The 12030-nt window shown below is 63.8% G+C and carries 8 protein-coding genes; 3 read left to right on the top strand and 5 right to left on the bottom strand.

What is annotated here, in order from left to right; translation table 11 throughout:
* Positions 1-1779: ATP-binding cassette domain-containing protein (locus tag I5W_RS16805; RefSeq protein WP_044530083.1), on the bottom strand; the 1779-nt coding region annotated here is incomplete at its 3' end.
* A gap of 331 nt (positions 1780-2110) precedes the next feature.
* Here I5W_RS16805 and I5W_RS16800 point away from each other — a divergent pair.
* The 3 genes from I5W_RS16800 (at position 2111) to I5W_RS16790 (ending at position 7177) form a co-directional block, all read left to right on the top strand.
* Positions 2111-4585, top strand: a complete 2475-nt coding sequence (locus tag I5W_RS16800; protein WP_044530082.1) for a penicillin-binding protein 1A — start codon at positions 2111-2113, stop codon at positions 4583-4585.
* Positions 4586-5153: 568 nt separating this feature from the next.
* Positions 5154-5888, top strand: a complete 735-nt coding sequence (locus I5W_RS16795; protein WP_252717062.1) for a c-type cytochrome — start codon at positions 5154-5156, stop codon at positions 5886-5888.
* Positions 5885-7177: a c-type cytochrome gene (locus I5W_RS16790; protein WP_044530080.1), complete on the top strand. Its 1293-nt coding sequence runs from the start codon at positions 5885-5887 to the stop codon at positions 7175-7177. The genes I5W_RS16795 and I5W_RS16790 overlap by 4 nt, the downstream gene beginning before the upstream one ends.
* A 103-nt stretch (positions 7178-7280) precedes the next feature.
* Here the strand turns inward: I5W_RS16790 and I5W_RS16785 are convergent, their stop codons facing one another.
* The 4 genes from I5W_RS16785 to ftsH all read right to left on the bottom strand — a co-directional run.
* Positions 7281-7973 carry a response regulator gene (locus tag I5W_RS16785; protein WP_017453633.1) on the bottom strand — a complete coding sequence of 231 codons (693 nt, stop codon included), beginning with the start codon at positions 7971-7973 and terminating at the stop codon, positions 7281-7283.
* Positions 7974-8006: 33 nt separating this feature from the next.
* The gene (gene glmM / locus I5W_RS16780) at positions 8007-9341 is read right to left on the bottom strand and encodes a phosphoglucosamine mutase (RefSeq protein WP_026052184.1); all 1335 of its coding nucleotides are present in this window, start codon (positions 9339-9341) and stop codon (positions 8007-8009) included.
* A 126-nt stretch (positions 9342-9467) separates the two neighbouring features.
* A complete protein-coding gene (gene folP / locus I5W_RS16775; protein WP_044530079.1) occupies positions 9468-10316 on the bottom strand; it encodes a dihydropteroate synthase in 849 nt (282 codons plus the stop codon).
* Between the two features lie 193 nt (positions 10317-10509).
* On the bottom strand, positions 10510-12030 hold a 1521-nt coding region (gene ftsH, locus I5W_RS16770; RefSeq protein ID WP_044530078.1), incomplete at its 5' end, for an ATP-dependent zinc metalloprotease FtsH.

Raw genomic sequence — 12030 nt, 5'->3', positions numbered from 1 at the left:
CTTCTGTTCTGCTTCCAGCGCGGCGATGCGCTGGGGCAGTTCGTCCAGTTCGCGCTGTTCCTTGTAGCTCAGTTTCTTCTTGGCCACCGGGGCGGCCACGACCGGCGCGGCCATGGTTGACTCGGCCTTGCTCTCGCTCTTGTCGGCGGCCTTGGCCGCTGCCTTGGAGGCTGCCGCCTGCTGGGTCGGGCGCTGGCGTTCCCAGTCGGAATAGCCGCCCACGTATTCGCGCCAGACACCATTGCCTTCGGCGGCGATCACCTGGGTCACCACGTTGTCCAGGAACATGCGGTCGTGGCTGACCAGGAACACCGTGCCGTCATACTCTTCCAACAGCTCTTCGAGCAGTTCCAGGGTATCGATGTCGAGGTCGTTGGTCGGTTCGTCCAGCACCAGCACATTGGCCGGCTTGGCGAACAGGCGCGCCAGCAGCAGGCGGTTGCGCTCGCCACCGGAGAGCGTACGCACCGGCGAGCGGGCGCGTTCGGGGGCAAACAGGAAGTCCGACAGGTAGGTCATCACGTGCTTGCGCTGGCCGTTGACTTCGACCCAGTCGCTGCCCGGCGCGATGGTATCGGCCAGGGTCGTTTCTTCATTCAGTTGCGCGCGCATCTGATCGAAATACGCCACCTGCATCTTGGTACCCTGCTTGACGGTGCCGCTGTCGGGCGCTTCCTCGCCCAGGATCAGCTTCAACAGCGTGGTCTTGCCGGCGCCGTTCTGGCCGATCAGGCCGACCTTGTCGCCCCGCATGAGGATGGTGCTAAAGTCGCGCACGATGGTCTTGGAACCGTAGGCCTTGTTCACATTCTCCAGTTCCGCCACGATCTTGCCGGAACGCTCACCGGTACCCACTTCCAGCTTGACCTGGCCCTGCCGTTCACGGCGCTCGCTGCGTTGCACGCGCAGGGCTTCCAGCCGGCGCACGCGGCCTTCGTCGCGGGTGCGGCGGGCTTGCACGCCCTTGCGGATCCAGACTTCTTCCTGCGCCAGGAATTTGTCGAACTTGGCGTTTTCCACTTCCTCATTGGCCAGCAGCTCGGCCTTGCGGGTCTGGTAGGTCGTGAAGTTGCCGGGGAAGGAGAGAATCTTGCCGCGATCCAGTTCGATGATGCGGGTCGAGACATTGTCCAGGAAGCTGCGATCGTGGGTGATGAAGAGGATACTGCCCTTGAAGTCGCGCAGCAGCCCTTCCAGCCACAGGATGGAGCCGAAATCGAGGTGGTTGGTCGGTTCGTCCAGCAGCAGCACGTCAGGGTTGCCCACCAGCCCGCAAGCCAGCGCCACACGTTTCTTCATACCGCCAGACAGCTCGCCGATGCGGGCCTCGCGGTTCAGGTTGAGCTTGTCCAGGGTGGTCTCGACCTTGTTGCCGATGGACCAGGCGTCGGCCGCATCCAGCACGGTCTGGATCTGGTGCATCCGTTCCAGCAAGGCGTCGTCGTTATCGCCACCGAACTGGCCGGTGATGGCTTCATATTCGGCCAGCAGCGCCGGCAACTCGCCCAGACCCGAAGCCACGGCGTCGAACACCGTCATCTCGGCAGGGAAATGCGGCTCCTGATCGACGTAGGCGATCTTCAGGCCCTGCTGCATCACCAGCAAGCCATCGTCGAGCTTGGAGCGGCCGGCGATGATCTTCAGCAGCGAGGACTTGCCGGTGCCATTGCGGCCGATCAGGCCGATGCGTTCGCCGGTCTCCAGCGAGAATTCGGCGTGATCGAGAAGGGCCACGTGGCCAAAGGCCAGTTGCGCGTCGGTGAGGGAGATGACTGCCATAGCGTGTATTGCCTGATCTGCGTGAATGCGACGGCCGGGGCCGCGCAGGATGGATTGCGAAGGCGCTTGATGCGGAAAAAGCGCAAGAGCGGCATTGTACCGACTGCGCCGCCGAAATGCTGATTTAAGCGTAGCGCCAGCCGGCACAAGGCGGATTACCGGCCCCTGGTTTGCATCATAGCAACGGGATAGATGAAAAATAACGACAAACCCTCGAATTTCCCCGTCATACGGGAGCGATGTTACAACTGGTTAAGCATTGCCCCTGAGTGGCCTGCCGGCCCGGCGGCGCGATGCGGTAAGATAGCGCATCCCGATTCGCACTCATCCCATGCCTTTCTCCTCTTTGCCGGACCTGCGCCGCCAGCGCGGCTTCCTCAGTATCAACGTCGCCAAGTTCATCGGTCTGTCCATCCTCGGTCTGGGCGTTGCCGGCGCGCTGCTGGTGGTCTATGCACTGATCTTCATCAACCCGCGCCTGCCTTCGCTGGACCTCATCACCGACTACCGCCCCAAGGTGCCGCTGCGCATCTGGTCCGCCGACAAGGTCTTGCTGGGCGAGTTTGGTGAAGAAAAACGCAGCCTGGTCAAGCTCGACGACATCCCGGCCGACATGAAGAATGCCGTGCTGGCCATCGAAGACTATCGCTTCTACGAACACGGCGGCATCGACTGGATCGGCATCGCCCGCGCGCTGGTGACCGACGTGCTGCGCGGCAGCGCCTCGCAGGGCGCCAGTACCATCACCATGCAGGTGGCGCGCAACGTCTTCCTGACCAAGGAAAAGACCTTCTCGCGCAAGCTCTACGAAGTGCTGCTGGCCAACAAGATCGAACATGCCCTGACCAAGGACCAGATCCTGGAGGTCTACATGAACCAGATCTACCTGGGCCAGCGCGCCTTCGGCTTTGCCGCCGCCGCCCGCACCTACTTCGGCAAGGACCTCAAAGACATCACCCTGGCCGAAGCCGCCATGCTGGCCGGCCTGCCCAAGGCACCCTCGGCCTACAACCCCATCGTCAACCCCAAGCGCGCCCACATCCGCCAGCAGTACATCCTGCAACGCATGTTGGACGTGGGCTTCATCACCCAGGCGCAGTACGACAAGGCGTCCAAGGAAGAGCTGAAGGTGCGCGCCCCGGGCAGCCAGTACACCGTGCACGCCGAATATGTGAATGAAATGGTGCGCCAGATGGTGTACGCCCAGTACAAGGAAGACACCTATACCCAGGGCTTCAACGTCTACACCACGGTCAATGCCGCCGACCAGCAGGCCGCCTACCAGGCCGTGCGCAAGGGCGTGATGGATTACGACCGCCGCCATGGCTATCGCGGCCCGGAAGAAACCATCGAATTGCCGGCCAATGCCGAGGACCGCGCCTCGGCCATCGACGATGTGATGGACGACCACCCCGACAACGACGACATCCTGGCCGCCGTGGTAGTGGCCGCCAGCCCCAAGCAGATCGATGCGGTGCTGCGCAGCGGCGACAAGATCAGCATCAGGGGCGAAGCCCTGCGCTTCGTCGCCGCGGCCCTGTCGGAAAAGGCCAAGAAGGACATCCGCATCGCGCCGGGTGCGCTGATCCGCGTGATGCAGGATGCCAAGCAGAACTGGCAGGTGGTGCAGTTGCCGCAGGTGGAAGCGGCGCTGGTCTCGGTGGTGCCGCAGGATGGTGCCATCCGCGCCCTGGTCGGTGGCTTCGACTTCACCCAGAACAACTTCAACCACGTGACGCAAGCCTGGCGCCAGCCGGGCTCGACCTTCAAGCCCTTCATCTATTCGGCCGCGCTGGAGAAGGGTTTTGCACCGGCCTCCATCGTCAACGATGCCCCGGTCTCCTACCCGGCCGGCCCCGGCCAGCCGAACTGGGAACCCAAGGATGACGAAACCCCGGCCGGTCCCATGACGGTGCGCACCGCCTTGCAGAAGTCGGTGAACCTGGTGGCCATCCGCACGCTGGACTACATCGGCGTGCCCTATGCCCGCGACTTCATCACCGGGACCTATGGCTTCGATACCGACAAGGTGCCGCCCTACCTGCCCATGGCGCTGGGGGCAGGACAGACCAATCCGTTGCAGCTCTCGGCGGCCTATTCGGTGTTTGCCAACGGCGGCTACAAGATCCAGCCCTACCTGATCTCGCAGATCACCGATGCCCGTGGCAAGGTGCTCTCCAAGGCCGACCCGCTGATCGTGGGCAATGGCGCACCGCGCGTGGTGGCCGAACGCAACAGCTACATCATGACCAACCTGCTCAAGTCGGTGGCCCAGGCCGGTACCGGTGCGCGCAGCAACAGCATCGGCCGCACCGACCTGGCCGGCAAGACCGGTACCACCAACGATGCCGTGGATGGCTGGTTCGCCGGCTACCAGCACACCCTGGCCACCGTCGCCTGGATGGGTTACGACCAGCCCAAGAGCCTGGGCAGCAAGGAATTCGGCGCGCAACTGGCACTGCCGATCTGGGTCGATTACATGGCCAAGGCCTTGAAGGGCGTGCCGCAGTTCGACCAGCCGGTGCCGGATGGCATCCGCTTCATCGATGGCGAGCCCTACTACGACAACTTCACTCCCAACAATGGCCTAGTGACCAATGTCGGTGTGACGGCAGGCGATGCGCTGGCGAACTTCTTCGGCTGGACCACCAACCAGACCCCGGCCACACCAGCCAACAATCAACCGGCACCGAACGTGCCAGGGAGCGCTCCAGGCAGCCCGGGCGCGGCCCCTGGCGCATCGGCCAACCGCCCGCAGAGCGAGAGTGCGCGGCGCTTCCTGGACAATACCAACCAGGGACATTGAGACCAAGGATAGGGAGACCAGGGCGCAGCTTGCGGGCTGCGCCTTTTTCATACCAGCGGCGAGCACGAAAAAAAACGGGCACTTCCAAGGAAGTGCCCGTTTTCATTGCTTCTGGTGCCCCCGACACGGATCGAACGTGTGACCTATCCCTTCTTACCACTATGGCTTTCGCCACCATCGGATATTCAGATATCAGACATCAAATATCAGATGTTTGTAGTCTGGACTATACCTTGGCCATGGACGCTGCCCAGCGAGGACAGGGGTCTACAGGCCGGAGCCGTCTAGTCTCTACACCTTCCGGCTTGCGCGAACAAGCGGCTTGGCTCGGTATTGCCAGCAGCCGCATCATCAGACCATGCGCTGTCAGGGTTCACCGACTTTGACTCCATTCATGCGGCGCCTTTCGGCATCCGCTGCCCAATTGTCTTTAGGAGGGGATCGCTCTATCCACTGAGCTACGGGGGCAGCAAGGCCGCTATTGTATCCGCTGCGCCTGGCATTGCAAAGCTGCAAGCAGCTTGTCAGCTTGGACTACAATAGCCCGATGCGCTCGCCCACGATAAAGATGAAGAAACTTGCCACCGCCGCGCTGGGGACGATGCTGGCAGCCTCGCTGGCCCTGGCCCAGGAACCGGCGGGCGAGGCTCGCGGGGTGCCCGGCATGAGCGAACGCGTAGCAGCCTGTATCGCCTGCCATGGCCAGCAAGGGCGGGCCACCGCCGATGGCTACTACCCACGCATCGCCGGCAAGCCCGAGGGCTATCTGCTGCACCAGTTGCAGAGTTTTCGCGATGGCCGCCGACGCTATCCCATGATGAACTACCTGCTGGGCAATCTCTCCGACGCTTACCTGCAACAGATCGCTGCCTTCTTCGCCGCCCAGCATCCACCCTATCCGCCACCGGTGGCCGCCGATGCCAGCGCCGCCGTGCTGGAGCGCGGCCGCCTGCTGGTGCGCCAGGGCCGGCCGGCGCAAGGCGTCCCGGCCTGTGGCGCCTGCCATGGGGCCGGGCTGGCCGGCGTGCAACCGGGGATCCCAGGCTTGCTGGGCTTGCCACGGGACTACCTCACGGCCCAGCTCGGTGCCTGGCGCAATGGCGAACGCACGGCCAAGGCACCGGATTGCATGGGCCAGATCGCCCGCGCCTTGAGCCCGGAAGACCTCCATGCCGTCAGTAGCTGGCTCTCTTCGCAGCCGGTGCCACCCACCTATGCGCCCGCCGCCACCCTGCCGCAGGCGCTGCCGGTGCAGTGCGGCAGCATGTCGGCGGCGGGTGAGGCCGCAGGAGCGGCGCGATGAACCAACGCCTGCGCCTGGGCCTGTCGCTGCTGCTGGCGACCGTACTGCTGGTGCTGGCCGCTGCCGGCGGCGTGATCGCCTGGCAAAGCCTGCGCAGTGAAGACCCCGGCGTGGCCGTCGCGGTCAGCGACCGCCAGGCCCAGCGCTTGCAGGGCCAATACCTGGCGCGTGCCGGCAACTGCATGGGTTGCCATACGATGCGGGGCGGTGCCGCCTATGCCGGGGGACGCGCCATCGCCACCGAATTCGGCACCCTCTACACCTCCAACATCACGCCCGACAAAGCCACCGGCATCGGCGACTGGAGCGCCGACGACTTCTGGCGCGCCTTGCATCACGGGCGCGGACGCGATGGCCGCTTCCTCTACCCGGCCTTCCCCTACCCCAACTACACCCGCCTGAGCCGGGCCGACAGCGACGCCCTGTTTGCCTACCTGCAGGGACTGCCTGCGGTTTCTCAGCCCAATCGTTCACATGCACTGCGCTCCCCCTACGACCAGCGCCCGCTGCTGGGCCTATGGCGCGCATTTTTCTTCACTTCAGGCGTTTACCAGCCCGATCCGGCGCGCAGTGCGCAGTGGAACCGCGGCGCCTACCTGGTGCAGGGCGCTGGACATTGCAGCGCCTGCCACAGTGCGCGCAACAGCCTGGGCGCGAGCCTGGCGCCGCTATCCTTGGCCGGCGGCATGATCCCGCTGCAGGACTGGTATGCGCCGCCCCTGCATGGGGGCGCACAGGGATTGGGGAGCTGGAGCCAAGAGCAGGTGGTGGCGCTGCTCAAGAGCGGGGTCTCGGCGCGCGGCGCCACGCTGGGGCCGATGTCGGAAGTGGTCGGGCGCAGCCTGCAATACCTGGAGGAAGCCGACCTGCAGGCCATGGCGCTCTATCTGAAATCGCTGCCGGACGCTACCCCGACCATGCCCGCGCAAGCCGAACCGGCCGAGGCCGATCAGTTGTTCCGGCAGGGCAAGAAGCTCTACGGCGAACTCTGCGTGGACTGCCATGGCAGCAAGGGCCAGGGCAGCGCGCCGGACTATCCGCCGCTGGCCGGCAATCACGCCATTGCCGGGCCGCAGGCGGTCAATGCCATCCGCGCCGTGCTCAATGGCGGCTTTCCGCCTTCCACGGCGGACAATCCCTATCCCTTCGGGATGCCCCCCTTCGGACCGCAACTGAGCGATCAGGAAGTGGCTGCGCTGGTGTCCTTCGTGCGCAATAGCTGGGGCAACCAGGGCAGCCTGGTATCGGCCTCCGAGGTGAACCGCTATCGCAGCGTGCCGCTGGACTGAGCCCGTCTACCATCGTTTTGCTGGCGCACCCTGGCATGAAAAAAGGCGATCCGAAGATCGCCTTTTGGCTTTTCAGGTTTTCAGCTTTTTAGCGCTGGCTGCCTCATTGCTCGGTACTGAGCTTGTACCCCATCCCGCGCACCGTCTGCACGTAATGCGCCAGGTCACCGAGCGACTTGCGCAGGCGCATGATGTGTACATCCACCGTGCGCTCCTCGATGAAGGTATGGTCGCCCCACACCTTGTCGAGCAACTGGGCGCGCGAGAAGATGCGATCCGGGTGCGCCACCAGGTAGCGCAACAGCTTGAACTCGGCCTGGTCCAGCAGCACCGATTTACCCGCTACCGAGACCTGGCGGCGCTCCACATCGATGCTGATCTCGCCATAGCGCAGCGCCTGGCTGCCGATTTCCGGGGCCTTGCGGCGTAGCAGGGCCTGTACCCGCGCCACCAGTTCCTTGGGCGAGAAGGGCTTGGTGACGTAGTCGTCGGCGCCTTCGTTCAAGCCCTTGACCTTGTCTTCTTCCATGCCCTTGGCGGTGAGCATGATGACCGGCAGCGCCGCCGTGCGCTGGTCGCGCCGCAACTCCGACAGCAGCACCAGGCCGGAACTGTCGGGCAGCATCCAGTCCAGCAGCACCATGTGCGGCAGCGATTCGGCGATCAGCTTGCGGGCCTGGGCCACGTCGCTGGCGATGGTGGCGGCAAAGCCGGCACCCTCCATCGTGAAGCGCAACAGCTCCGCGATGCTGGGTTCGTCTTCGACCATCAGGATGTGGGCTAGCTCTTTAGACATCGTCCTCGGATCCGAAACAGGCTCTATTTCTACTTACAGTACCTTGGCGGCGATACGCTGGGCCATGGAGCGCGCCAGTTCGGCTTCCTCGGCTTCCACCATGACGCGGATCAGCGGCTCGGTGCCGGAGGGGCGCAGCAGCACGCGGCCGCGCTCGCCCAGCAGTTGCTCGACCACGCTCTTCTCGGTTTGCAGGGCGGTATTGGATTTCCAGTCATAGCCGGCAGGAATCTTGACGTTGACCAGCGATTGCGGATACAGGCTGATGTCGGCCGTCATCTGCGCCAGGGTCTGGTCGGCGCGCTTCAAGGCCGACAATACCTGCAGCGCCGAGACGATGCCATCGCCCGTGGTGTGCTTGTCCAGCGCCAGCAGGTGGCCGGAGCCTTCGCCGCCCAGCAGCCAACCCTTTTCCTGCAGCACTTCCAGCACGTAGCGGTCGCCCACCTTGGCGCGCGCAAAGGGCACGCCCATCTTCTTGAAGGCCACTTCCAGGGCCATGTTGGTCATCAGGGTGCCGACCGCGCCATCGACGGCGCCGGTGGCCAGGCGGTCCTTGACCATCAGGTACAGCAATTCATCACCGTTGTAGATGCGACCGCTGCCATCGACCATGATGAGCCGGTCGGCATCGCCATCCAGGGCGATGCCCAGGTCGGCACGGTATTCCCGCACCGAGGCCACCAGTGCCTTGGGAGCGGTGGCGCCGCAATCCTCGTTGATGTTGAGGCCATCGGGCTGATTGCCGATGGTGATGACTTCGGCTCCCAGTTCATGGAACACGTGCGGGGCGATGTTGTAGGCCGCACCGTTGGCGCAGTCCACCACCAGGCGCATCCCGCGCAGATCCATGGCGCCGGGGAAGGTACTCTTGCAGAATTCGATGTAGCGGCCCGCCGCATCCGACAGGCGACGTGCCTTGCCCAGCTTTTGCGAGGGTACGCACTCCATCGGCTGCTCCAGCGCCGCCTCGATGTCGGCCTCGACCTGATCGGGCAGCTTGTTGCCCTTGGCCGAGAAGAACTTGATGCCATTATCGTGGTAAGGATTGTGCGAGGCCGAGATCACCACGCCGGCCGAGAGGCGCTGGGCCCGGGTCAGGTAGGCCACGGCCGGGGTGGGCAGTGGGCCGGCCAGCCAGACGTCCACGCCGGCGGCGGCGAAACCCGCCTCCAGCGCGGCTTCCAGCATGTAGCCGGAAATGCGCGTGTCCTTGCCGATCAATACCGTCGGGCGGGCCATGCCATCCTTGCTCTTGGCCAGCACCTTGCCGGCGGCATAGCCCAGGCGCATGACGAAATCAGGGGTGATGGGTGCCACGCCCACGCGACCGCGCACGCCATCGGTGCCGAAATACTTTGCTGCCATCTTCAATCCTCTGTCTATGTACTACAGGCTGGGGGGGAGGCTCATGATCCCGCCGCTGTGCCTGAAACTTGATTTGTCTCGCTTGTTGTCGATGATGTCGTTGTCGATGACACCCCTGGTCAGATATCAGATATCTCCGCGCCCAGCCTGCCACATGGTGAGCGCATCGACCGTCTCGGCCACGTCATGCACGCGGATGATCATCGCGCCCTGCTGTGCTGCCGCCAGCGCGGCGCCGATGCTGCCAGCCAGACGACGCTCCAGCGGCTTGCCGGTGACTGCACCGATCATGGATTTGCGCGACATCCCGGCCAACAGCGGCAGGTCCAGGGTATCGATCAGGCGGCGCGTGTTCTTGAGCAAAGTCAGATTATGCTCCACTGTCTTGCCAAAGCCAAAACCGGGATCGATACAGATACGTTCACGCCCGATGCCGGCAGCACGCATGAGATCGACCTGCTGCCGCAGGAATTGCTCGACCTCGCTGACCACATCTTCATATTCCGGCGCCTGCTGCATGGTCTGCGGCTGGCCTTGCATGTGCATGACGCACAGGCCGGCTTCGCTGTCCTTGACCACCTCGATAGCACCTTCGGCGCGAAAACCGTTGATGTCATTGATCATGTCCACCTCGGCTGCCAGCGCTTCGCGCATGACGGCGGGCTTGTAGGTATCCAGCGACAATGGCTTGCCGCAGTCGCGCAGTGCGTAGATCACCGGCATGACGCGCTCCAGCTCCTGCTCCAGCGAGAGCGGGGCAATGCCGGGGCGGGTGGACTCGCCGCCGATGTCGATGATGTCCACGCCATCGGCGATCATCTGTTCGGCGTGGCTCAAGGCCAGTTCCAGCGAGTGATGGCGACCGCCATCGGAAAAGGAGTCGGGCGTGAGGTTGAGGATGCCCATCACCAGCGGCCGGCGGCCGATCTGTACCGGCAGGCGGAACCTGCCGCATTTGAGGAATGCTTGCGTCATCTTGCTTCTATGAGCCTTGTCTTCATGAGCGACCTGCCGGGGCAGCTCGCGTGGCGCAGCATGATACACCGCGACTGGCCGACTGCTACACTTTTGTTCAAGGGCGCACCTGGAAGCGTACAAAAAGAAAAAGGTGAGGATCGCTCCTCACCTTTGTCGGGACTGCCGGTTCAAGCCATCAAGTCATCAGCCTTTAGGCCGGTGCAGTGGCATTAGGCGAAACGTCGCCGGAACGGTTGTTGTCCGAAGACGACTTCTTGGTCGGCGTACCATTGCGCGGCGGACGCGGTTCGTCGCCGTTCATGATGTCGTTGACCTGGTCGGCGTCCAGGGTTTCCCATTCCAGCAGGGCCTTGGCCATGACGTCGACCTTGTCGCGGTTTTCTTCCAGCAGGCGACGGGCCAGCGCATATTGCTCATCCAGGATGCTGCGGATTTCAGCATCGACCTTCTGCTGCGTGGCTTCGGAGACGGTCTTGGACGACATGCGGCCGAAGTAGGCATCCTGTTCCGAATCTTCATACACCATGGTGCCCAGGGTCACGGACATGCCGTAGCGGGTGACCATGGCGCGGGCCAGCTTGGTGGCGCGCTCGAAGTCGTTGGAAGCGCCGGTGGACATCTGGTGCATGAAGATTTCTTCAGCGATACGGCCACCGAAGAGGATCGAGATCTCTTCCAGCATCTTGTCCTTGTACATGTTCACGCGGTCATGTTCCGGCAGTTGCCAGGTCAGGCCCAGGGCATAGCCGCGCGGCATGATGGTGACCTTGTGGACCGGATCGGCCTTGGGCAGCAGCTTGGCCACCACAGCGTGGCCGGACTCGTGGTAGGCGGTGTTGCGGCGTTCTTCTTCGCGCATCACGGCCGACTTGCGTTCCGGGCCCATGACGATCTTGTCCTTGGCGTCTTCGAAGTCCTGCATCTCGACCAAGCGCTTGTTGCGACGTGCAGCGAAGAGCGCCGCCTCATTGACCAGGTTGGCCAGGTCGGCACCGGAGAAACCGGGGGTGCCGCGGGCCAGGATGTCGGCCTTGACGTCCGGGGCGATAGGCACCTTGCGCATGTGGACGTAGAGGATCTGTTCGCGGCCACGGATGTCGGGCAGGCCGACCATCACCTGGCGGTCGAAGCGGCCCGGACGCAGCAGCGCCTTGTCCAGCACATCGGCACGGTTGGTGGCGGCGATCACGATGACGCCGGAGTTGGCTTCGAAGCCGTCCATCTCCACCAGCATCTGGTTCAGGGTCTGTTCGCGTTCGTCGTTGCCGCCGCCCATGCCGGCGCCACGATGGCGGCCGACGGCGTCGATTTCGTCGATGAAGATGATGCAGGGAGCGTGCTTCTTGGCATTCTCGAACATGTCGCGCACACGGGAGGCACCGACACCGACGAACATTTCCACGAAGTCCGAACCCGAAATGGTGAAGAACGGCACCTTGGCTTCACCCGCGATGGCGCGCGCCAGCAGGGTCTTACCGGTACCCGGGGGGCCGACCATCAGCACGCCGTGGGGGATGCGGCCGCCCAGCTTCTGGAACTTGGTCGGATCACGCAGGAACTCGACCAGCTCCTGCACTTCTTCCTTGGCTTCATCGCAACCGGCGACGTCGGCGAAGGTCACCGAATTGCTGTTTTCATCCAACATGCGCGCCTTGGACTTGCCGAAGGAGAACGCGCCGCCCTTGCCACCGCCTTGCATCTGCGCAGAAGA

The organism is Herbaspirillum sp. B65, from assembly GCF_000333555.1.
Classification (GTDB): Bacteria; Pseudomonadota; Gammaproteobacteria; order Burkholderiales; family Burkholderiaceae_D; genus Herbaspirillum; species Herbaspirillum rubrisubalbicans.
This window is presented reverse-complemented; position numbering and strand designations above follow the sequence as displayed.

What these genes read in the sequence shown, in the direction of transcription:
- I5W_RS16800 (WP_044530082.1), top strand. Translation starts at nt 2,111, where the DNA reads ATGCCTTTCTCCTCTTTGCCGGACCTGCGCCGCCAGCGCGGCTTCCTC.
- I5W_RS16795 (WP_252717062.1), top strand. Translation starts at nt 5,154, where the DNA reads ATGAAGAAACTTGCCACCGCCGCGCTGGGGACGATGCTGGCAGCCTCG.
- I5W_RS16790 (WP_044530080.1), top strand. Translation starts at nt 5,885, where the DNA reads ATGAACCAACGCCTGCGCCTGGGCCTGTCGCTGCTGCTGGCGACCGTA.
- I5W_RS16785 (WP_017453633.1), bottom strand. Translation starts at nt 7,973, where the DNA reads ATGTCTAAAGAGCTAGCCCACATCCTGATGGTCGAAGACGAACCCAGC.
- glmM (WP_026052184.1), bottom strand. Translation starts at nt 9,341, where the DNA reads ATGGCAGCAAAGTATTTCGGCACCGATGGCGTGCGCGGTCGCGTGGGC.
- folP (WP_044530079.1), bottom strand. Translation starts at nt 10,316, where the DNA reads ATGACGCAAGCATTCCTCAAATGCGGCAGGTTCCGCCTGCCGGTACAG.